The following is a 22,278-nucleotide window of genomic DNA, read 5'->3' on the forward strand; positions in this document are numbered from 1 at the left end:
TTGAAGACATCCACTGCCCGCCAAAGCGCCGGCTTGCCCGGCTGGCTCAGGCGCAACCTGTTCTCGTCGTGGTGGAACGCGGCGGTCAGCCTGGTCCTGCTGGGTTTGCTGGCGATGCTGGCGGTCAGGCTTTTCCAGTGGCTGATCATCGACGCGCAATGGGCCGGGAGCGCCCCGTCCGCCTGCGCCGACACCACCAGCCTTTGCTGGCCTTTCGTGCGGGCGCGCTGGCCGCAGTTTCTCTACGGCCTTTATCCGTCCGACGAGGTATGGAGAGTCAATCTGGGCCTGGCGGCAGGCGCGCTGCTGGGAGCGGCGCTGGCCGTTCGCCGTATGCCGGCCCGGCGCTGGATTGCAGCATTCCTGCTGCTTGCCTATCCGCCGTTGGCGTGGTGGCTTTTTCGCGGCGGAACGTGGGGACTGACTCCGGTCGAGACGTCTCTCTGGGGCGGTTTCTTTCTCACCCTGGTCGTGACGGGATCGGTGTTCTGGGTCTCGCTGCTTGCCGGTGTTTTGCTGGCCCTGGGGAGACAGAGCCGCATGGCGCTGGTGCGTCAGGCCTGCACGGTGTGGATCGAGTTCTGGCGCGCGGTACCGGTGCTGGTGCTGCTGTTCGTCGTGATCATCATGCTGCCGTTGTTCCTGCCGGCGAACATCGAGATCGACCAGCTCGGCCGGGCCATGATCGCATTCGCAATCCTCATGTCCACCTACCTGGCCGAGGCCGTGCGCGGCGGATTGCAGAGCCTGTCCGCGGGCCAGTACGAAGCGGCACGGGCACTGGGCCTGAATTGGCGCCAGTCGCGCCTGCACGTGGTGCTGCCTCAGGCCCTGGCGGTGTCCTTGCCTCAGATCACCAGCAATTTCATCGGGCTGTTCAAGGAGACCACCGTGCTGCTGGTGATCGGCCTGTTCGATCTGCTGGGAGAGGTGCAGCGCGCGGCCAGCGATCCCCAATGGCTGGGAACGGGCACGACCGCGGCCGGTTATATCTTCGTGGCCGTTTTCTTCTGGACGGCCTGCTTCTGCCTGTCGCGCGCCAGTTCGCGCCTGGAGCGGCGCATGACGCGCTACCGGGCCGCCGCTACCTAGATTCGCGCCGCGGCGCTTGCCGCGACATGCATCAGCGATACGCGTGCCCGCCGCGCGGTCGACGCACGGCGGCGAGAGAAAAAAATCCCCTTGCGCACCCGGCGCAAGGGGATTCGTTGTTTGCGTGGGCGATTAGCCCTTAACGCGGTTCCAGGTCCTCATGACCAGCACCGAGGCTACGCCGGAATACAGTGCGATCGAAGCCGCGTCCACGATTCCGTCCAGAAGGCCTCCTACCGCGGGTATGTTGCCGAGTGCGTCTGAGTATCCGGCCATCCCGACACCGATTGCAACAGCCAGATAGGCGGTCGCATCTTCCGCATCAACTCCCATGAATCCCCAGACAATGCCGAGAACCGCAAGAACCAGCGGAAGGGTGTTACCGGGAATCGTGCCTTCGGGCAGTAAGCCCTCAAGTATGGCGGCAAGCGCCATCAGCCCTACGACTACTCTATTACCCATTTTGATCCTCCCAAGTTTCAGGTTGAAATTACGAGTTTTCCAGTTCCTAGGAGCCGGTCAACTCATCCCCATGGCGGAGAAAGATTCAACGCTCCTCTCTTTTAGCACGGATTGACGCCGGACGCAAACGCGCGGTCCCGGTCGCGCCGGGAAGCGATGCGGGGCGGACAAGACTATTGCCGCAATTGACCCAGAAAGGTCTTCAGGCGTTCGGTTTCGGGATTCTCGAAGAACTGTTCGGGACGGGAGTCCTCCAGGATCTCCCCGGCGTCCATGAACACCACGCGGTCCGCCACCTGGCGGGCGAAGCCCATTTCATGGCTCACGCAAAGCATGGTCATGCCCTGGCGGGCTAGTTCCACCATCACTTCCAGGACTTCCTGGACCATCTCGGGATCCAGGGCCGAAGTCGGCTCGTCAAACAGCATGATCTCGGGTTGCATGCACAGCGCCCTGGCGATCGCGACGCGCTGCTGCTGGCCTCCTGAAAGCTGGGCGGGGTACTTGCCTTCCTGGCCATCCAGGCCCATGCGCCGAAGCAGTTCGGCGGCGCGTTCCTCGGCGGTCTCGCGCTTCAGTCTGCGGACCTTGACCGGCGCGAGACACAGATTGTCCATGACCGAAAGGTGAGGGAAAAGGTTGAACTGCTGAAAGACCATCCCGACCTTCAGGCGAACCCGGCTGCGCGCGGCGTCGGAGTCCAGCGCGATGCCGGCCACTTCCATGACGCCCTCCTGGTACTCCTCAAGGCCGTTCATGCACCGGATCAGCGTGGACTTGCCTGATCCGGACGGACCGCAAATCACGATTTTCTCGCCCGGCCGAACCTCAAGATCAATCCCGTTGAGCGCCTGGAATTCGCCATACCACTTGCTGACCGCTCGGGCCCGCACGGCCGCCGCCGCTGCCGGCTGCGTGCTCATTCCGGTTCCTCTCCGCGTATCCACCAGCCGGCGCTGGCGGCTTGAAGGGCAATCCGCCTGGCCCGTTCGCCCCGGTCGATCTCCAGGCCTGCAAACACCTGCTCGGCCACCGGTCCGATCGGAATGCGCAGCCGGGCGGGCGGGTCGTCGACAACGGAAGCAATGATCCCTGCCGCGTTTCGGGGAGGCTCGCCGCTGCGCTCCTGCCCCAGCAGCGCCCGGTGCAGAGGCTCGTAGGCCGCGCCATGGCGGCTGGAAGACAGTTGATGCAGGGCGCTTTCGTCGCGGCGGAGCATGTCGGTGTCATAGGGACCGGCGTCCAGCAGGGTAACCCGAACGCCGAACCGCTGCACCTCCAGCGCAAGCGACTCGGACATTCCTTCCAGCGCAAACTTGCTGGCCGCGTACTGGCCGTCCGCGGGCAGACCCACCAGGCCGGACAGAGACGAGACCATCAGGATGTGGCCTGAACCGCTCGTCCGCATGTCGGGAAGGGCCGCGCGCGTGAGTCTCCAGGCGCCGAGCAGATTGACCTCCAGGAGCTCGCGGAAGCGCTCCTCGTCGGCGGACTCCAGCGCGCCGAAAGCGTGCAGCCCGGCGTTGTTGATGAGCACGTCGATGCCGCCGGCCTCCCGCCGGACCCGCTCCACAGCCTCGTCCACGGACGATTGCGAAGTCACGTCCAGCAGTACTTCGCCGGCTCCGGAATCGGCGGGCAGGGCGCCGGAAGCGCGAACTCCGGCGAAGACCCTGTAGCCGCGCGCCGCGAGTTCCCTGGCGGTTGCGAGGCCCAGTCCGCGCGAGGCCCCGCTGATCAGTACGCTGCGAGACACGTCGCCAGCCTATCGCATGATCATCAACAGGTAGTGGTCGGCAAGAAGCACCGCAAACAGCGCGCACAGGTAAACCATGGAATACCCGAACGTGGGCATGGCCAGAGAATCGTCGCCGCGGCGGTACATCCGGTATGCGTACCAAAGGAACCGGCCTCCCAGTATCACGGCCCCGAGAAGGTAGAGCGGGCCGCTCATGCCCACCAGATACGGCAGCAGCCCGAACACGAACAGCAACACCGTGTACAGAAGGATGTGCAGGCGGGTCAGTTCGACTCCGTGGGTGACGGGCAGCATGGGCATATCGACCTTGGCGTAATCCTCGCGGCGATGGATTGCCAGCGCCCAGAAATGCGGCGGCGTCCATACGAAAACGATGGCGAACAGCACGGCCGCCCCGGGATCGAACTGGCCGGTCACGGCGATCCAGCCCAGCAGCGGCGGGGCCGCGCCGGCGGCGCCCCCGATCACGATGTTCTGGGGCGTGGCCCGTTTCAGGAACATCGTGTAGATCACGGCGTAGCCCAGCAGCGAGGCAAACGTAAGGATTGCGCACAACACGTTGGTGAAGGTCAGCAACAGCCACATGCCGGCCGCCGCCAGCAGCGCGGCGAAAGCGAGCACATGCCGGGTTTCCAGAACGCCGCGCGGTAACGGGCGGTTGCGGGTCCTGGCCATGACCGCGTCAATATGTTGATCGACCACCTGATTGATCGAGGCCGCGGCGCCCGATACCAGCGCAATCCCGAGCGAACCGAAAACCAGAACGGTCCAGGGCGGAAACGGCTCCGCGGCCAGCAGCATGCCCACGGTTGCCGTGAAGGTGAGCAGCGCCACGACCTTGGGTTTGGTGATTTCCAGGTAGTCGCGCCACCTTTCGGGCGCTCGCAATATTTCTGTATTCATGCGCTAGTTTCCCGTGGGCCGCAGTCCGTGGGCCATCGTCACCAGCGCCAGTACCAGAAGGGCCGCGCAGGCATTGTGGGCCAATGCGCTGGACATGGGCAGGTAGAACCACACGTTGGCTATGCCGAGGCCGATCTGTACCAGCGTCAGCGCGCCCACCGCCGCGCCGGCGATGCGCACCTTCCGTGCGGATGCGAAACACGTGCTGCACACCGAAAGCCAGCCGACATACAGCAGGACTGCCAGCGCTCCAAGACGGTGCGTCATGTGAATGGCCGTGCGCGCGGCATAGTCAAGCACGCCGTATTCGTAGTTCGTGCCCAGGCCCCGCCACATCACGAAGGCTTCGGCAAAGTCCATTTCCGGCCACCACTGCCGCTGGCAGGCCGGGAAATCGGGACAGGCCAATGCCGCGTAATTGGCGCTGGTCCAGCCGCCCAGGGCCACCTGAACGATCACGATGGCGAGAGCCGGATGAACCCAGCGGTACAGGCAGCCGTCCTCGCCCTGCGCCCAGGCAGCCGCGGCAGGGCTTTGCCGCAGGATCAGCCACCACATCAATGCCAGCGTTCCGAACCCGCCCAGGAGGTGCGCCATGACCACGATCGGCTTCAATTGCCACGTGACCGTCCACATGCCCAGCAGCCCCTGAAACACGACCAGCGCAACCAGGGACAAGGCCGGGGCCAGCACGGCGTCCGGCTCGCGGCGCTGCCGCCAGGCCAACGCGCCGATGGCAAGAATCAGGAGTCCCAGCGTCGCCGCGGCGTAACGATGGATCATCTCTATCCAGGCCTTCGTGACGTCCACGGGACGGTCGGGGAAAGCGGCGTTCGCCGTTTCGATCTGCTCTGCGCTTTGCGGGACGTCGATGCGGCCGTAGCAGCCGGGCCAGTCGGGGCATCCCAGTCCCGCGTCGGAAAGGCGCACGAACGCGCCCAGGACGATTACCAGCAAGGCGAAAGGCGTGGCGAGCAGCGCCAGTCTGCGTATATTCATGCCGCCGTACGGGGAGCTGTGGGAGAAGAGGAAAGGGCGCTACGTCGGACCGGCAGGGCCGACGGCGAACTTCACTGGGTTCGGAATTGTACTGAAACGCCGTAGGTGCGGGGCGGGGCGTAGTGCGCCCAGCTCGCGCCGGCGAAACTGGTGCGCTGATCGGCGTACAGCGTGTCGCTCAGGTTCTTGCACCAGGCGGTGACCAGCCATCGCTCCCCGGCCGGGGTCCAACGCACGGAAAAGTTGGCCACGCCGTACGCCTTCTGCAAGGATGCGTCGCGCTCGAAGCGTCCGGGTGCATTGTCGCTGTTGTGCCAGGCATGGTGCTTCCAGCCGTAATCAAGGTGGAAATCCAGGGCTCCGCTGCGGCCCAGGTCCAGCCCGTAGCCGGCTGCAAAAGTGAAGGAGTGCCGGGGCGAATGCGGGATCCGGTTTCCGTCGCGCCGGATGTCGAACCCCTGGATCGTGCCCACAAGGAAGCTGTCGAATCGCGCGTCCAGGTAGCCGTAAGCGAGGTTCAGCAGCAGGCTGCCGGACGGCGCCCAGGTCAGCTCCAGCTCCGCTCCGCTGATGCTTGCGCGGGCGGCGTTCTTGACCCGCAGACCGTCGAATGCGGCGGATACTTCGTCGAAAAGCAGCGTGATCCGCTGCAGGTCGTGGAAGTCGGTTGAAAAAACCGCCGCGTTGACCTGCAGCCTATCGCCCAGCCAGCGGCTCTTTATCCCGAGTTCGACGTTGGTCGCGGTCTCTTCGCGGATCGGCTGCCCGGCCTCGGATGCGCGGCTGACCTTGGTGTCGAAGCCCCCGGACTTGAACCCCTCCGACCAGCTCGCGTAGGCCATCAGTTCCCGCCCGGCGAAAGGCCGCCATTCCGCCACCACTCGCGGCGTGAGCGCGTCGAAGGAGGCCTCGGCCGCCACGTCGTAATTCTCGAAGATGATCTGGAAGGGGATCCCCGGAACCGCGTCGTCGGTGAGCGTGCCGATGGTGCGGTTCTCCTTGTCGTCGCGCGTGTACCGCAAGCCGGCGCGGACGGTCAGCACCGGATTGACCTCCCATGACGCGTCGGCGAAAGCCGCCCAGCCGGAAGTGCCGGAAACGCCCAGCCAGTCGCCGCGGCTGCCGTTCAGCACGCCGTCCTGGTTTACGACGATTTCCTCGTACTCGAGCCGGTCCACGTCTTCGCGTATGTAATACAGGCCCGCGACGGCCCGCCAATTCGCGGCCGGATCAAAGGCGTAGCGGACCTCCAGGCTGAACTGGTCCGCGTCCTCTTCCTGGCCGAACAGGTCGTCGAACCCCTGGCCCACCGCCAGGCTGCGCCCGCCGAACTGGTCCAGGGTATTGGCGGAGACGTCCCGGTAGGCGGCTATCGCGGTCAATTCGCCGCCGCCGATCCCCTGCTTGAGCCGCGCCGAAAGGCCCCATTGTCTGGCGTCGTAACCGATCGGCAAACCATGCTCGGAAACCCGCGGCCGGCCGGTGGAAGCGGACGGAGGAAAGCGGTCCCATCGGGTTACGCTGCGCGTCTGGCTGCCGTTGTCCTCGCGGCTGTAATCGGCGCTTAAAAGGAGGTCGCGATCGTCGCCGGACAGGACGCGCAGTTGCGCGCGCAAAGCCAGCAGGTCTTCGTCGTCGGATTCGGCGCCGCTGATCAGGTCCATTCCATAACCGTCGCGGGTCTTCCGCACCAGCGAAATCTTCCCGCCGATATTGGGACCCAGGGGGCCGGAAAGGACGCCCTTGAGATCGACGGCGTTGAACGAGCCATAGCCCGCCAGAAACCTTCCCTCCGCGCCTTCGACGCTCGGCGCGCGGGTGGTGAGGCTGATGGCGCCTCCCACGACGTTCTTGCCGAACAGCACGCCCTGCGGGCCGCGCATAACGGTCGCCTGTTCCAGGTCGAAGAGTTCGAAGAAATAGGACGTGGAACGGGCGATGTACACCTCGTCCACGAACAGGATGACCGAGTTTTCCAGCCCGCTGCGGGTGGCCCCGCTGTTGCCTATTCCGCGCACGGTCAGTTCCGACCGGCCGCTGCTGAAGGTGGAGTAGGACAGGTTCGGGATTCGCAGGGCCAGCTCGCCGATCTTCTCCACCCGCCCGGCCTCCATCGCCCCGGCGTCGAGCGCGCTGATCGACATGGGTACGTCCTGGAGGTTTTCGCTCCGTTTCTGGGCCGTCACCACGACTTCCTCCAGTACGCCGTCGGCGCGTGCGGAGAGCATTGCTGCGGAACAAGCAAAGAGAAGCGCGATTCCGGCAGGCAGCCCGGAATGAACCCTGATGATGTTGTTAGTCACGGCTCAAGTCCCGAAAAGCGTTTTCCGATTCCCGTACTTTAGCGCCCTGCGCTGCTTCCGGGAACCGGCCCTAAATCCCGGCGCGGGTGTCCTCGAGGATGAGATCGACGACCGATTTGAGCGCCTGCGCTTCGCTGTCGCCTTCCAGAAGGCGCAGGCGGTAGTGATCCGTCTGTCGGTCGGCGCCGCTGCCGTAGTTGACGATATCCAGCGCGTGGCGCAGCTCCGCCTCGCAGCCCAGCGCTTCGGCCTCATCGCTCAGGGTGTCGATCAACTGCTTCACCAGATCGGCGATGTCCGTGCGACCGCTGCCGGCCATTCCGCCAAGAAAAGCGAGCACCCCATAGCGCTGCGCCACCCAGCGGTTTTCGGCGATTATTTCCGTCAGCGGTTCTTCGGGCAGTTCGTCCGCGTAATGCTGGCGAAGCAGCCGGCGCACGAGGCAGGCGAACCAGGCGACCAGGCACAGCGCGTCTTCGAGCCGCGTGCCCAGGTCGCAGATGCGCAACTCAATGGTCGGGTAGCGTTGCGAGGGACGGATGTCCCACCAGATTTCACTGCCGTCGCTGATGAAATTCATGCGCTGGTAGGTGGCCAGGAGCTGTTCGTAGTCGGCTGCGGAATGCAGCGCGTTGGGCAAGCTGGTGCGGGGCAGCGCGCCCACGACGCAAAGCCGGTACGACTTGTAGCCGGTATTGCGGCCCTGGGCAAACGGCGACGAAGCGGACAGCGCCAGCAGCACCGGTAAATAACGGCGCAGGGCGGTCATCACACGGATACGCGCGTCCTTGTCGCCGAAGCCCGCATGAACGTGCATGCCGCTCACCATGAAGTTGCGCACCGCCTGCTGATAGGTCATTTCGAAATCCAGGTAGCGCTGGCGGGGCGTCGTGAGCTGGTCGGTCCACTTTGCGAAGGGGTGGGTTGAAGCGCCCAGGACCGCCGCCCCGAATCGCTCCGCCGCCTCGATCACGAGGCCGCGCGTCTCGCGCAGGGATGAACGCACGCCGGAAACGGACCGGCATACGCGGGTATTGGTTTCGATCTGCGAACGCAGAAACTCCGGCACCACCTTGTGCGGACCGACGCGTGTCTGGCAGTGTTCGAAAATCTGGGGGTCGGGGTCGGCGAGCATGTCGCGCGTGTCCGGATCGACGAGAAAGAACTCCTCCTCGACACCCAGCGTGATCGAAAGGTCGGATTTTCCCGTGTTCACAGTCCGGCTTTCCTCAACCTCAGCGCGTTGCTGATGACCGAGACCGACGACAGGCTCATGGCGGCGGCAGCAATCATGGGCGACAGCAGAAGGCCGACGAACGGATAAAGCACGCCGGCCGCGACGGGTACACCGGCCGAATTGTAGATGAACGCAAAGAACAGGTTCTGCCGGATATTGCGCATCGTCGCATGCGCCAGCCGGCGGGCCCGGACAATCCCGTTCAGGTCGCCCTTGACCAGCGTGAAGCCCGCGCTCTCGATCGCCACGTCGGCGCCCGTGCCCATCGCGACCCCCACGTCCGCCTGGGCCAGCGCGGGCGCGTCGTTCACGCCGTCGCCCGCCATCGCGACCCTGGCGCCGGCTTCCTGCAGCTCTCTAATGATGCGGGCCTTGTCTTCCGGAAGAACGTCGGCGCGAATCTCATCGATCCCGAGCCTGGAGGCCACGGCCTTCGCGGTGCGTTCGTTGTCCCCCGTGACCATGACGATGCGCAGGCCTTCGGCATGCAGCGCCTTCAGCGCCTGCGGCGTCGTTTCCTTGACCGGATCGGCGACGCTCAAAAGCCCGTCCAGCCGGCCCTCGACCACGACGAACATGACCGTCTCGCCCTGGTCGCGGCGCCGGTTCGCCATTTCGCTTGCCTTGCCGGCGTCGAGCCCGAGGTCGGCAAGCAGCCTGGCGTTGCCCAGCGCAACCGCCTTGCCCTCGACCTGTCCCTTGACGCCTTTCCCGGTGACCGCCTCGAATTCTTCCGCTCTCGAAAGGATCAGGCCACGGTCCTCGGCTCCCGCAACGATCGCCTCGGCCAGCGGGTGCTCGCTGCCTCGTTCGAGCGACGCCGCCAGCCGCAGCAACTCCGCCTCGTCAATTCCCGTCTCCGGGGCCACCGCGACCAGCTTCGGCTTGCCCACGGTCAGGGTGCCGGTCTTGTCGACGATCAGCGTGCCGACCCCGGCGAACCGCTCAAGCGCTTCGGCGTTCCTGATCAGAACGCCGGCCTGCGCGCCCCGGCCGGTCGCCGTCATGATGGACATGGGCGTGGCAAGGCCAAGCGCGCAGGGACAGGCGATGATCAGGACCGAGACCGCCGCCACCAGGGCATAGGCCATGGCCGGCGCCGGGCCCCAGTTCGACCAGACGGCAAACGCCGCCACCGCGACCAGGACGACCGCGGGCACGAAGTATCCGGCCACCACGTCGGCCAGTTTCTGGATCGGCGCGCGGCTGCGCTGCGCCTGCGCAACCATCTCGACGATTTGCGACAGCATGGTGTCGGCGCCGACGCGCCTGGCCTCGATGACAAGCGTGCCGCTACCGTTGATAGTCGCTCCGGTCACCGGATCGCCGAGGGCCTTTTCGACCGGCACCGGCTCGCCGGTCAGCATGGACTCGTCAATCGAAGAATGGCCTTCGGCAACCGCCCCGTCCACCGGCACCTTCTCGCCGGGGCGTATCCGAAGGCGATCGCCGACCTGAACGTCGTCGAGCTGGATTTCCTCTTCGCGGCCATCCGGGCGGACGATGCGCGCCGTCTTCGGCGCCAGGTCCAGAAGCGCTCGGATCGCGTCGCCCGTCCGCTCCCGGGCGCGCAGTTCCAGTACCTGGCCCAGCAACACGAGGACCACGATGACGGCCGCAGCCTCGTAATAAACCCCGACATGGCCTCCGGCGTCGCGGAATCCGGACGGAAATATCCCCGGCGCGATTGTCGCGACGACACTGAACGCATAAGCTGCGCCGACGCCCATCGCGATCAGCGTGAACATGTTCAGGCTGCGGTTGACGACGGACTTCACTCCGCGCACGAAGAACGGCCAGCCCGACCAGAGGACGACCGGCGTCGCCAGAACCAGTTCGGTCCAGGCGGCGATGGCCCCGCCGATCCACTCGCGCAGGGGCAGGCCCAGCATCGGACCCATCGCGAGCGCCAGGACCGGCACCGTCAGCGCGGATCCGATCCAGAAGCGGCGCGTGAAATCCACGAGTTCCGGATTGGGTCCCTGGTCGGCGGCGGGCACGCCCATCGGCTCCAGCGCCATGCCGCAGCTAGGGCAGTCGGAGGGCTCCTCCCGGACGATCTCCGGGCACATGGGACAGGTGTAAAGCGTGCCCTCGGGCACCGGTTCGGGCTCGGGGAGCCCTTCCAGATAAACGGCAGGGTCTGCCTCGAATTTCTCCTGGCAACGCGCCGCGCAGAAATAGAAGCGCTGGCCGGCGTGTTTGGCGACATGCCGGGCGCTCGCGCGCGCCACGGTCATGCCGCAGACCGGATCCTCCGCCTCAAGGTAATCTTCCGGCGCGGCCGCGAACTTGTCGCGGCATCCCGCGCAGCAGAATCGATAGACGTGGCCGTCGTGCTCGTAAGTAGGCTTGTCCGCGTCCGGATCGACGGTCATGGCGCAGACCGGATCCCTCACGACGGCCGCCTGCGGGCGTTCGTGCTCATGCCGATGCGCGTGAGTAGTCATGGGCTAATTCCCTTTCGTCAACGTGGACTCGTCGATTCTCACCGGCGTCCTGCTTCCTGTGTCCCGCCGGTACCGGCCTGCCGCCGCGTACATCATAATACCCGAGCAAAGAACAGTTCGTGGCTCGTGTGGAGCACTGCGCCGATGCCGGTATTCGAGACCAAGACAGATCCCAGGTCCGGGGAGTTTGCAGCCAACGCGACGGTCAACCGGGAGTACGCGGCCCGGCTGAAGGAACTCAAGGCCGGCATTGCCCGGGGCGGCTCCGAATCCTCGCGCGCAAGGCACCTGGGACGCGGCAAGATGCTGGTCCGCGACCGCGTGGACATGCTGATCGACGCCGGCGCTCCGTTCCTCGAAATCGGCCAGCTCGCGGCCCACGAGGTCTACGATCAGCCTGTGCCCGCGGCGGGTCTGGTCTGCGGCATCGGGCGGATTCACGGAACGGAATGCATGGTTGTCGCCAACGACGCCACGGTCAAGGGTGGCGCCTACTATCCGCTGACGGTCAAGAAACACCTGCGCGCCCAGGAGATCGCGCTGGAAAACCACCTTCCCTGCGTATATCTCGCCGACTCGGGCGGCGCCTATCTGCCCCTGCAGGATGAAGTCTTTCCGGACCGGGAACACTTCGGGCGAATTTTCTACAACCAGGCGAGGCTGTCGGCGCGCAACATTCCGCAGGTGGCGGTGGTCATGGGTTCTTGCACCGCGGGCGGCGCCTACGTCCCTGCCATGAGCGACGAGACCATCATCGTGAAGGACCAGGGAACCATATTCCTCGGCGGTCCGCCGCTGGTGAAGGCGGCGACCGGCGAGGAGGTGGACAGCGAAACGCTGGGTGGCGGAGACCTTCACACCAGGATATCCGGCGTCGCCGACTACCTGGCGGAGAACGACGGCCACGCGCTGAGCCTCGCACGGGACATCGTTCGTCGCCTGAACCGGGACGGCGGGGCACGGGTGGAACCGTCGGCAGCGAAGGATCCCCTTTATCCGGCGGAAGAGATTTACGGAATCGTCCCTCGCGGCCTTCGCTACATCTACAACGTGCGCGAGGTCATTGCGCGCATCGTGGACGCTTCCGAGTTCGAGGAGTTCAAGCCCCGCTACGGGACGACGCTGGTTTGCGCGTTCGCCAGGCTGGGCGGCTACCCGGTCGGCGTTCTCGCCAACAACGGAATCCTGTTCTCCGAGTCCGCTCTGAAAGGCGCACATTTCATCCAGCTTTGCAATCGGCGTGGAATTCCGCTGCTGTTCCTGCAGAACATTGCCGGATTCATGGTGGGCAAGGATTTCGAACGCCGCGGCATCGCCAAGGACGGCGCCAAGCTGATCACCGCGGTGGCCTGCGCCCGGGTTCCGAAGCTCACGGTCATCATCGGCGGTTCTTTCGGCGCCGGGAATTACGGTATGTCCGGGCGCGCCTACGGACCGCGCATGCTGTGGATGTGGCCGAACGCGCGCATCTCGGTGATGGGCGCGGAACAGGCGGCCATGGTCCTGAGCCAGGTCCGCAGCGCCGGCAAGCGTGCCGGCAACGGGGACGGTCCGGCGGAAGACGACGAGGCCTTTCAGCAGAAGATCCGGGAGCGCTACGAGCGCCAGGGTCATCCCTACTACGCAAGCGCAAGACTCTGGGACGACGGCGTGATCGATCCCGTCGATACCCGGGAGGTCCTGATCCTCAGCCTGTCGGCGGTCATGAACGCTCCCCTGCCCGAGGAGACCCCCTTTGGCGTCTTTCGCATGTAAGCCGGGGAAAGCCTGATGCCGGGTCTCTACTACGAGGACTGCAAGGTCGGCGCCGTGATCAGGCACGCATTGCGCCGCACGGTTACCGAAGCGGACAACCTCCTTTTTTCGACGCTCACCCATAACCCATCGCCCCTGCATCTTGACGAGGAGTACATGCGCGCCACCGAGTTCGGCCGGCGCATCCTGAACAGCTGCTTTACGCTGAGCCTGATGACCGGCGTTTCGGTGGGCGATACGACCATGGGGACGGCCATCGCCAACCTGGGGTGGGAAGACGCGCGTTTCCCCAAGCCCGTTTTTCACGGCGATACGTTGCGGATCGAGACCGAAATCCTGGACAAGCGCGAGAGCAAATCGCGCCCGCACGCCGGTGTCGTGACCTTCGCCCATCGCGCGTACAACCAGAACGACGAACTCGTGGGGCATTGCCGACGCGTGGCGCTGATGAAAAAACGCCCGGCCGGAGGGCAGGCCTAGAAACTGAGCGACTGCAGCGCCCGTATGCGTGCGTCCAGCGGCGGATGCGAGGAAAACATGCGCCGGATGCCGGAACGGGCCGAGGCCGAAATGCCGAAGGCCGCCATCGACTCCGGCATGGACTGACCGCGTCCGTAGTTGCGCTTCAGCGATTCCAGCGCGTTGATCATCGAGCCCCGGCCGGCCAGGCGGGCGCCGGCCGCGTCGGCGCGAAACTCCCGGCGGCGCGAGTACCACATCACGATGGCGCTGGCCAGGATGCCGAACACGATCTGGGCCGCGATCGTGACGACGAAGTAGCCGATGCCAAAGCCGCGCTCGTTGCGCAAGACGACGCGGTCGACAATAAACCCCACGATCCGCGAGAAGAACAGGACGAACGTGTTCAGGACTCCCTGCAGCAAGGTCAGCGTAACCATGTCGCCGTTCGCTACATGCCCGATCTCGTGACCCAGCACGGCGCGAACCTCTTCGCGGCGCATATGGCGCAGCAGCCCTTCGCTCACCGCCACCAGCGACTTGTTGCGCCGGGCGCCGGTGGCGAAGGCGTTGGGTTCCGGCGCGGGGAAGATTCCCACTTCGGGCGTGTCGATCCCGGCGCGTCCGGCCAGCTCACGCGTGGTGTCCAGCAGCCAGACCTCGGTGGGGTTGGACGGCGCGTCGATGATCTGCGTGCGGGTTGCCCGCTTGGCCATCCACTTCGACAGGAACAGCGAGACGAACGCTCCCCCGAAACCGAAAAGCGCGCAGAAAATGAAAAGGCTGGTGTAGTTCAGCCCGTACTCGCCGACCGCGTCCAGCACCATGCGGTCGACTCCCAGAAGGTTCAGGACCAGAGCGGCAACCGCAAGGACTGCGATGTTGGTCAGGATGAACAGCGAGATGCGGTTGTACACGGGGGACGACTCCGATGCTTCGATGGCTTGTAACAAGTATATGGGGGCGAATGCCGCGGATTTGCAAGGCGATGCAACGCTTGCGGCGCTTCGCGCTCGCCGCCTAAACTTGCCGGTCTGATGTCGGATTTTGACGTGATCGTGATCGGCGGAGGGGTCAACGGCCTGGCCTGTGCGGCGACCCTGACGCGCGAGGGATTGAGCTGCTGCGTGCTCGAGCGCAACAGTTACGTGGGCGGCGGCGCGGTAACAAGAGAAGTGACGCTGCCGGGATTCCGGCACGACCTGTACGGCTCCTCGCACGTATGGATTCATTGCAACGCCGACTTCAAGGCGATTCAGCCGGAACTCGAGCGATTCGGACTGAAGTACATAGAACCGGAAGACCACATCACCGGCCACCCGGACCAGGGCGGCGGCCCGGGCATCGTGGTTTACAAGAGCGTGGAGCGCACCTGTGAGTCCATTGCCGCTTATTCGTCCGCGGACGCGCGTCGCTACGCCGCGATCTGCGCGGATTTCGAGCAGATCCGCGAGGGCTTCATCAAGGCCTTCTTCTCGCCCCCGACGCCGCCGAGCACGCTGCCGCGCGCGCTGGAGCGGAGCGTGGACGGCCTGCAGCGCCTTCGCGAGTTTTCCATGTCGGCGCGCGCCTGGGTGGAGGCCAACTTCGAGAACGATTTCGTGCAGGCGATGATGCTGAACTGGGCGCTGGCGCCGCAGATACTCCCGGACCAGGAGGGCGCCGGGCAGTCCTTCTACATCATGATTCCCGCAATTCACCACTACGGCCAGGCGATCCCCGAAGGCGGGAGCCAGCAACTGCCCAGGGCGATGGCGGCGTTCCTGGAAGGCAACGGCAGCCGCGTCATGACGTCGTCCCCGGTGGAGCAGATCGTCGTGGAACAGGGCCGGGCCTGCGGCGCGCGCCTTCAGTCCGGCGAGACGCTGCGTGCGCGCCGGGCGGTCGTGTCCGCGCTGGAGCCGCGTCAGACTTTTCTGCGCCTGCTCGACGACGATTTGCTGGAGGACGGATTCCTGGAAATGGTGCGCGGCTATTCCTTCGGCAGGATTACGGTCTGCCGGGTGCACCTGGCGCTGAAAGAACCGCCGCGCTTCGTCAACGGCGAGAGCATGAGCCGCTGCGCCTTCCATCGCATGACCGACGGCATGCCGCAGCTATTGAAGTTTTATGGCGAACTCGCCATGGGTCTGCCGCCGTCTGACCCGTTCCTGTGGTCCGCCTGCTGGACGCTGCTCGATCCGACCCGGGCGCCGGATGGTCGGCAAACCCTGATATTTGATACCTTCGTTTCCAATTGGCTGGCCGATGGCCGCACCTGGGGCGAAATCGGCGAAAACTATGCGCGCGATGTGCTGCTTCCCAAGCTGCGCCAGTACGCGCCGAATATCGACGGGGACAACATACTCGGGCAGCATGTGGAAACCGGCGAGAGCCTGGAGCGCGCCAATCCGTCGTTCGTCGAGGGAACCACCAATGGCGGCGAACGGATCGCTTCGCAGCTCGGCTATTTCCGGCCGTTTCCGGGCTATGCGCACTACCGCTCACCGGTGCAGGGCCTGTACATGACCGGGCCGCACTGTCATCCCGGCGGCGGGATCTCGGCCATGGGCACGATCACCGCGCGGGTCATGCTGGACGACTTCGGTATCCGCGAGGCGGATTTCTGGTGATGCGACTAACCCGCACCACTGCCGAGCTTTCCGTCGTGTATGGCCCTTCCGGGAGTGTTGGAGCCAGGGATGGCGGAACCAAGCTCCATGGATGGATTCATGCGTCTCCCGGAAGGGCCATACACGACGGAAAGCGACATAGGAGGAACGAAAGATGAGCAAGATCGAGAAATACACGGGCATGGTGATACAGCCGCACGTAACGGTGGCCGAAGACCGCGGCGACATCGAGCGCAACCTCGACCGGGTGCTGAACATGATCGACTTCGGCGTGGGTTACTTCTGGGAGCTGCCGGTGAAGCTGGTCGTGCTGCCCGAATACTTCCTGCAGGGCGTGACCACGCCGGGCAAGGGCGAGCACGGCATCGAGGGCTTCATGAAAAAGGCGATCACCTTCGACGGCCCGGAGATGCGCGCGCTCGGCGACAAGGCGCGCGAGTACGGGCTTTACATCTCCGGCGGGGGAGTGGTGGAGCAGGTTCCCGAGTTTCCGGACCGCTGGTTCAACGCCGCCTTCGTGATCGGGCCTTCCGGCGAGGTGGTCCTGCGCTACCACAAGTGGCATATCCCGGCCAACATCGGCCTGGGGACCAGCCCCCACGACCTGCTGGACCAATACCGCGAGGTGTTCGGCGCCGACATCAAGGACCTGTTCCCGGTGATCGATACGGAAATCGGCAAGCTGGGCACGATGACCTGCCACGACGGCTGCACGCCGGAGGTCTCGCGCGCCCTGGGCTACAACGGCTGCGAGGTGCTCTGCCATCCCACCGCGCTGCAGGAGATCGAGGGCGTGAGCGAGCCCTGGGACTTCTGGACGTTTACTCGCCGCACCCGCGCCCACGACAACATGTGCTACCTGCTGGGTTCGAACTGGGGCACGGTCGATTACGACTACTACCCCAGGGCCTTCTGCCCCGGCGGTTCCTTCATCATCGACTACACCGGCATGATGCTGCGCCACGCCAACTATCCGTCCGAGCAGGTGATCGGCGCCACCATCGACATCGAGGCGCTGCGTGAGCATCGTTCGCGATGCGGCCATAACTGCTGGGTGGACGTGCGCACCGAGGGCTTCAAACAGATCTACGAGAACCCGATCTACCCGCCCAACCAGTTCCCGCCCGGCAAGCCGCCGCGCACGCTGGCGGACAAGATGGGGCCGCTGGACACCGTGTTCCGGGACATCTACGGGCGAGGCCAGTTCATGCCGCCCGCCGGCATGACGGTCGAGGACATGCCGAAGCTGCACCGCAAGCGCGTGAGCGCCGCCCAGGACCGCGGAACGCTGAAGAAGAGCGACTAGGCGAGGGCAGTGGAATGCGCGTGAAAAGCGACCTGGCCGATCTCGATATCAAACTCGGGCGCATCAGCCGCCAGGGCGATAAACTGGTGGTGGACAGCGCGCCGGAGAGCAGCCTGGACGCGCGCATCCGGGTTGACGCCTCGGAGGCGCGAAGCATGCTGGGCAAGGTGCTGAAGTCGGGGGCTGTCTGGGGTTTCCTGCTTCGCCTGCCGTTTTCGCGCCCGGCGCGCGCCACGGGAACGCCCCGGGGGCGAGGGCGTGCCGCCCTCAACGAAGTCGGAGACCTCTCCGCTGCCCGTTCCCCGGACAATCCCGCCTGGCGCGAGCGACGCGAGAGCACCGGCCTCAACAAACCTTGGTAGGCTATAGGGCCTGATTGGCGGGAACGGTTATGGCGAAAATCACGGGATTCGGGGAAATCATGCTGCGGCTGGCCACGCCGCGCGGCCAGGTGCTGGACGGTACCCAATCGCTGGAGGTGGATTTCGGCGGCGCCGAGGCGAACACGATCATCGCGCTCGCGCGCCTGGGGCATGACGCGCAGTTCGTGACCGGCCTGCCGGACAACGACTGGGGCCGCCGCGCCGCCGCCATGCTGGCGTCCGCCGGCGTGCGGCGCAGTACGAGGTATATCGACGGCGCGCGCATGGGAACTTACTTCCTGGAAAGTGGCGCCGGGCTGCGTGGCGGAAGGGTGATTTACGACCGCAAAAACTCGGCTTTCGCCGTTTGCGACTGGTCGGATCTCGACTGGTCACGGCTGCTGGCCGATGCGGACTGGCTGCATCTGAGCGGCATCACGCTGGCGCTCTCGGAATCCGCCGCCGACGCCTGCGAGAATGCCGCGAAGGCGGCGCGGGAAGCGGGTTGCCGGGTGTCCTTCGACTGCAATTACCGCGCCGCGCTGTGGGCCGATACCCGTGCCTTCGGAGCGGCCTGCCGCAGGATCGTTGCGCTGGCCGACCTGGTGTTCTGCGGTTGCCGGGAGATTCGCTGGATCCTCGACCAGCCGAGGCCGGACGAGATTTCTCCGGACCCGGCGCACGGCTTCGGCCTGCTCGGGGACGTGGCCCCGCACATGACGGTCCTGGCGGGAACGCTGCACGACAAGGACGAAAGTGGCGCCCCCAGGCTCGGCGGCTTCGCGACCAACGGCGAAGAGTCCGCCAAGCTGGACCCGCATGGCCTGGGCCAGATCGTGGATCCGGTGGGAGGGGGCGACGCCTACGCGGCGGGCGTGCTGCACGGCCTGGCGGAAGGCTGGTCGGTGGTCAGGGCCGCCGAGTTCGCCCTCGCCGCGGCCGCGCTCAAGCACACCATCATGGGCGATCAGCTTCGCGCCACGCCCGCCGAGGTCATGCGCTACGCGGTCAACGGCGGCGCTGTCTCCCGCTGAAGCGCGTTTTCGAAGCGGCGATTACCGCAGCGTAACCAGCACCTCGTTGCGGCGCAGCGGCGGGATCGTCCAGGGCGGGTTGTATCCCGCTACCCGCCAATCGCTCTGGTGCTCTATGCCCCGGTCGTCAAGCCAGTCAACAAGGCGCTTGCGTTCCCGTTCCGCGTTCCTGTCGCTCATGAAACCGCCGAAGCGGACGCTGGCCACACGGCGCGGCGGCACGTCCCGGACCATGACGGCCGGATTGGATGGGACCGGCGAGTTTTCCGCCGTATAGCCCTCGGGCAATACGAAGGCCATTCTCCAGCTGTCCATCGCAGCGCCGGCAAGCGCCGGGCCCTGGCTGGCGCCCGAGTACTCCGCGGGGCTCATGACCACGGGTGCGGTCATCTGGATCTTCTCGCCGCGCGGCTCCATTTCCACCGGAGCGGTCATTTGGATCTTGCGCCTGCCGCTGTTGGCGCCGGATATGTAACGCACCAGCCGGCCGAACCCGGTTCGAGTGGCGGCATCGAAAGGAGGCGAGACCATCGTTTCCGCAATCGCGTAGCCGTCGTAATCGCGGACCTGGAAATCTCCGTCCTCGATGACGACGTTGTAAGCCGGCTCTTCCGCGGCCTTTCCGCCGAACGCGGAGCAGGCTGCTACCGAGGCGGCCGTCACGATGCCGAGCATGCCGGTTCGAAGAGTCTTTTGCGGTTGAGCGGGCGCGGGCTGCGTCCTGCCGTTGGTGGAGGTGCTTGGATTGAATGTCGAGGTTGTCATGGCAGTGTCCTCGACCTCCCCGCCAATCACCCTGAGTATACGCCTGTTTTTACTCGTCCGGATTCAGTGGTCCGCTGTTACCAGTTCCAGAGGGTGCCGTCCTCCAGGCGGTTGACGGGGAGTGAGGCGGGTCGGTAGGGATATTTCGCCGCGAATGACTCGTCGATGTCCACGCCGTGGCCGGGCGCTTCGCCCGGATGCAGGTAGCCGTCTTCGAAGCGCCAGGCGCGGGGGAAAACGGCGTCGGTTTCCTCGGTGTGGCGCATGTATTCCTGGATGCCGAAGTTCGGCACCGACAGGTCGAAGTGGAGCGCGGCGCCCATGCTCACCGGGGAGAGGTCGGTGGCGCCGTGGCAGCCGGTGCGCACCTGGTAGAGCGCCGCGAGCGCTGCGATCTGGCGCAGGTGGGTGATGCCGCCGGCATGAGGGACGGTGCAGCGGATGTAGTCGATCAGCTGGTTCTCGATCAGGTCCTTGCAGTCCCAGATGGTGTTGAAGACTTCGCCCACCGCCAGCGGAGTGGTCGTGTGCGAGCGGATCAGCCGGAAGGACTCCTGGTTCTCGGCCGGAGTGGGGTCCTCCATCCAGAACAAGGCGTAGGGTTCCAGCGCCTTGCCCAGACGGCCGGCCTCGATGGGCGTGAGGCGGTGATGCACGTCGTGCAGCAGGTGCGGCGTGAAGCCGTATTCCTCGCGCAGGGTGGCGAAAAGCTCGGGCACGGAGTTGAGGTATTTCTCCGACGACCAGACGTTCTCCTCGGGGAGCGCCGACGAGGCCGGTTCGTAGTACATCCGGTCCTTGCTTACGCCGTAGGTTTCCGCCAGTCCGGGGACGCCGCACTGGGCGCGCACGGCCTTGTAGCCGAGTTCCAGGTAGCGGCCCACCTCTTCCACCGTGGCGGCCACGTCCTCGCCGTTGGCGTGGCCGTAGCAGAGCACGCGGTCGCGGCTTCGACCGCCCAGCAACTGGTAGAGCGGCATCCCGGCATCCTTGGCCTTGATGTCCCACAGCGCGGTGTCCACCGCGCCGATCGCGGTCATCGTGACCGGACCGCGGCGCCAGTATGCGCCCCGGTACAGGTATTGCCAGGTGTCCTCGATGCGGTCGGCCTCGCGCCCGATCAGCGCGGGGATCACGTGATCGTTCAGATAGCTGACGACCGCCATTTCCCGCCCGTTGAGCGTGGCGTCGCCGAGGCCGTGGACGCCATCGCTCGTAACGATTTTGAGCGTCACGAAATTGCGTCCCGGACAGGTCACGATCACGCGCGCTTCGGCAATCCGCGGCATCAGTCCATCCTCGCCATGATCGACTTGGTTTCCATGTAGATCTTCAGGCCTTCAAGGCCGTGCTCGCGGCCCCAGCCGGACTGTTTGTAGCCGCCGATGGGCATCGAAAGTTCCGGGATGCCGTGCGAGTTGATCCAGACGATGCCGGACTCCAGGTTCTCGGCGGTCTCGTGTCCCCGCGCCAGGTCGCCGGTCCAGACGCTCGCCGCCAGGCCGTATCGGCTTTGATTGGCCAGATGGACGGCCTCCGCCGCCGTTTCGAAAGGCGTTACGGTCACTACGGGTCCGAAGATTTCCTCGCGCGTGATGCGCATCTCTTTACCGGCATCGGCGAAAACCGTCGGTGGATAGAAATAGCCCTGGCCCGCGAGCGGTTCTCCGCCGGCGACCAGCCGCGCGCCCTCGCTGACGCCGGATCGGACCAGTTCGTGAACGGAATCACGGTGCGAAGCGCTGATCAGCGGCCCCATCTCCGAGTCGGGATCCAGGCCGGGCCCCAGCCTGAGCCCGCGCGCGGTTTCCCCCAGGCCGTCGAGAACTTCCCGGTAAACGACGCTTTCGGCATATACGCGGGAGCCGGCCACGCATACCTGCCCGGCGTTGGCGAAAATGGCGTCGGCGGCTCCGGCAATTGCTCGAGGCAAGTCGGCATCGCCGAAGATCAGCACCGGCGACTTGCCTCCGAGTTCCAGCGAAAGACGCTTCAGGTTGCCGCGCGCATCCGCCAGCAATTGCTTGCCCACCTCGGTGGAGCCCGTAAACGCCACCTTGTTCACTTGCGGATGACGGGCCAGGTGTTGCCCCAATCTGCCGCCGGGACCGGGCAGAATGCTCACCACGCCTTCGGGCACGCCGGCTTCCAACAGCAAACGCCCCAGGTACAGCGCCGTCAAAGGAGTGATTTCCGCCGGCTTGAGAATGCAACTGCAGCCCGCCGCCAGCGCCGGCGCCAGTTTCCAGGCGGCCATGACCAGCGGCCCGTTCCACGGCACGATCTGCACCGCGACTCCCACGGGTTCGTTGCGGATCAGTCCGTGGAAGCGCTGACCCGGAACCGAGGGATCGAAGGTGGCGCCGGGCAGCTTGGTGCACCAGCCGGCGTAGTAGCGGAAGGTCTCGGCGGCATGGGCGACTTCGCCGTGCAGGGCGGCGGCGTAGAGCTTTCCGCCGTTCAGCGTTTCCAGTTCCGCCAGCGTCTGTGCGTCGCGTTCGATCAGTTCCGCCACGCGCAGAAGCACCCGCTGCTTGTGAGCCGGCGTCTGTCCGCTCCAGCGCCGGTCCACGAAGGCCGCGCGGGCCGCAGCTACCGCATCGTCCGCCTGCTCCAGTGACGCGGGCGGAACGCTTGCGATCGTTTTGCCTTCCGCGGGATCGATGATCGGCGTCGATTCGCCGCCCTCTCCGGCGATCCAGTTCCCGCCAACGAGCGCACGATGCTCTCCGGCCAGCAAGTCCAGCGCCGCCTGCGAAACCTTTTGGGGGGTGTTCATT

At 65.5% G+C, this 22,278-nt stretch carries 19 protein-coding genes; 7 read left to right on the plus strand and 12 right to left on the minus strand.

All coding sequences use genetic code 11. The annotated features are described in order from the left end of the window. On the plus strand, window positions 1–1,092 hold the full coding sequence (locus F4036_09945) for an amino acid ABC transporter permease (GenBank protein MYK38063.1): 1,092 nt from the start codon (window positions 1–3) through the stop codon (window positions 1,090–1,092). 132 nt (window positions 1,093–1,224) lie between these two features. Here the strand turns inward: F4036_09945 and F4036_09950 are convergent, their stop codons facing one another. The 8 genes from F4036_09950 to F4036_09985 all read right to left on the minus strand — a co-directional run bounded on the left by F4036_09950 (window position 1,225) and on the right by F4036_09985 (window position 11,205). Further along, the gene (locus F4036_09950) at window positions 1,225–1,554 is read right to left on the minus strand and encodes a hypothetical protein (GenBank protein MYK38064.1); all 330 of its coding nucleotides are present in this window, start codon (window positions 1,552–1,554) and stop codon (window positions 1,225–1,227) included. Window positions 1,555–1,727: 173 nt separating this feature from the next. Further along, a complete protein-coding gene (locus F4036_09955) occupies window positions 1,728–2,477 on the minus strand; it encodes an amino acid ABC transporter ATP-binding protein (protein ID MYK38065.1) in 750 nt (249 codons plus the stop codon). Next, window positions 2,474–3,310, minus strand: a complete 837-nt coding sequence (locus F4036_09960) for an SDR family oxidoreductase (protein MYK38066.1) — start codon at window positions 3,308–3,310, stop codon at window positions 2,474–2,476. Before F4036_09960 ends, F4036_09955 begins: the two co-directional genes overlap by 4 nt. A 9-nt stretch (window positions 3,311–3,319) precedes the next feature. Then, window positions 3,320–4,216 carry a protoheme IX farnesyltransferase gene (locus F4036_09965; GenBank protein ID MYK38067.1) on the minus strand — a complete coding sequence of 299 codons (897 nt, stop codon included), beginning with the start codon at window positions 4,214–4,216 and terminating at the stop codon, window positions 3,320–3,322. Window positions 4,217–4,219: 3 nt separating this feature from the next. Continuing rightward, a complete protein-coding gene (locus F4036_09970) occupies window positions 4,220–5,215 on the minus strand; it encodes a heme A synthase (protein ID MYK38068.1) in 996 nt (331 codons plus the stop codon). Between the two features lie 71 nt (window positions 5,216–5,286). Continuing rightward, on the minus strand, window positions 5,287–7,518 hold the full coding sequence (locus tag F4036_09975) for a TonB-dependent receptor (protein MYK38069.1): 2,232 nt from the start codon (window positions 7,516–7,518) through the stop codon (window positions 5,287–5,289). Window positions 7,519–7,588: 70 nt separating this feature from the next. Next, the gene (locus tag F4036_09980) at window positions 7,589–8,734 is read right to left on the minus strand and encodes a carboxylate-amine ligase (protein MYK38070.1); all 1,146 of its coding nucleotides are present in this window, start codon (window positions 8,732–8,734) and stop codon (window positions 7,589–7,591) included. After that, window positions 8,731–11,205, minus strand: a complete 2,475-nt coding sequence (locus F4036_09985; protein MYK38071.1) for a heavy metal translocating P-type ATPase — start codon at window positions 11,203–11,205, stop codon at window positions 8,731–8,733. Before F4036_09985 ends, F4036_09980 begins: the two co-directional genes overlap by 4 nt. 144 nt (window positions 11,206–11,349) lie before the next feature. Here F4036_09985 and F4036_09990 point away from each other — a divergent pair, with 144 nt between their 5' ends. Further along, window positions 11,350–12,960: a methylcrotonoyl-CoA carboxylase gene (locus F4036_09990; GenBank protein MYK38072.1), complete on the plus strand. Its 1,611-nt coding sequence runs from the start codon at window positions 11,350–11,352 to the stop codon at window positions 12,958–12,960. Between the two features lie 15 nt (window positions 12,961–12,975). Continuing rightward, complete coding sequence (locus F4036_09995) at window positions 12,976–13,440, plus strand: MaoC family dehydratase (GenBank protein MYK38073.1); 465 nt, start codon at window positions 12,976–12,978, stop codon at window positions 13,438–13,440. Here F4036_09995 and htpX read toward each other — a convergent pair. Beyond that, entirely contained in the window at window positions 13,437–14,336 is a 900-nt protein-coding gene (gene htpX / locus F4036_10000) for a protease HtpX (protein ID MYK38074.1), read from the minus strand. The two genes, F4036_09995 and htpX, sit on opposite strands and share 4 nt — an antisense overlap. A 120-nt stretch (window positions 14,337–14,456) precedes the next feature. On the opposite strand from htpX, the gene F4036_10005 reads away from it, so the two are divergent. The 4 genes from F4036_10005 to F4036_10020 all read left to right on the plus strand — a co-directional run bounded on the left by F4036_10005 (window position 14,457) and on the right by F4036_10020 (window position 18,733). Further along, the gene (locus tag F4036_10005) at window positions 14,457–16,031 is read left to right on the plus strand and encodes an NAD(P)/FAD-dependent oxidoreductase (GenBank protein MYK38075.1); all 1,575 of its coding nucleotides are present in this window, start codon (window positions 14,457–14,459) and stop codon (window positions 16,029–16,031) included. Between the two features lie 154 nt (window positions 16,032–16,185). Further along, on the plus strand, window positions 16,186–17,337 hold the full coding sequence (locus F4036_10010) for a nitrilase (protein ID MYK38076.1): 1,152 nt from the start codon (window positions 16,186–16,188) through the stop codon (window positions 17,335–17,337). 14 nt (window positions 17,338–17,351) lie between these two features. After that, complete coding sequence (locus F4036_10015; GenBank protein ID MYK38077.1) at window positions 17,352–17,699, plus strand: hypothetical protein; 348 nt, start codon at window positions 17,352–17,354, stop codon at window positions 17,697–17,699. Between the two features lie 29 nt (window positions 17,700–17,728). Further along, a complete protein-coding gene (locus tag F4036_10020; GenBank protein MYK38078.1) occupies window positions 17,729–18,733 on the plus strand; it encodes a sugar kinase in 1,005 nt (334 codons plus the stop codon). A 21-nt stretch (window positions 18,734–18,754) separates the two neighbouring features. Here F4036_10020 and F4036_10025 read toward each other — a convergent pair whose 3' ends face one another. The 3 genes from F4036_10025 to F4036_10035 all read right to left on the minus strand — a co-directional run bounded on the left by F4036_10025 (window position 18,755) and on the right by F4036_10035 (window position 22,277). Further along, window positions 18,755–19,498: a heme-binding protein gene (locus tag F4036_10025; protein MYK38079.1), complete on the minus strand. Its 744-nt coding sequence runs from the start codon at window positions 19,496–19,498 to the stop codon at window positions 18,755–18,757. Window positions 19,499–19,575: 77 nt separating this feature from the next. Beyond that, a complete protein-coding gene (locus F4036_10030; GenBank protein MYK38080.1) occupies window positions 19,576–20,787 on the minus strand; it encodes a D-galactonate dehydratase family protein in 1,212 nt (403 codons plus the stop codon). Beyond that, window positions 20,787–22,277 carry an aldehyde dehydrogenase family protein gene (locus tag F4036_10035; protein ID MYK38081.1) on the minus strand — a complete coding sequence of 497 codons (1,491 nt, stop codon included), beginning with the start codon at window positions 22,275–22,277 and terminating at the stop codon, window positions 20,787–20,789. Before F4036_10035 ends, F4036_10030 begins: the two co-directional genes overlap by 1 nt. Window position 22,278: the final 1 nt, after the last annotated feature.

It is taken from the genome of Gammaproteobacteria bacterium (assembly GCA_009845905.1).
GTDB lineage: Bacteria > Pseudomonadota > Gammaproteobacteria > Steroidobacterales > Foliamicaceae > Foliamicus.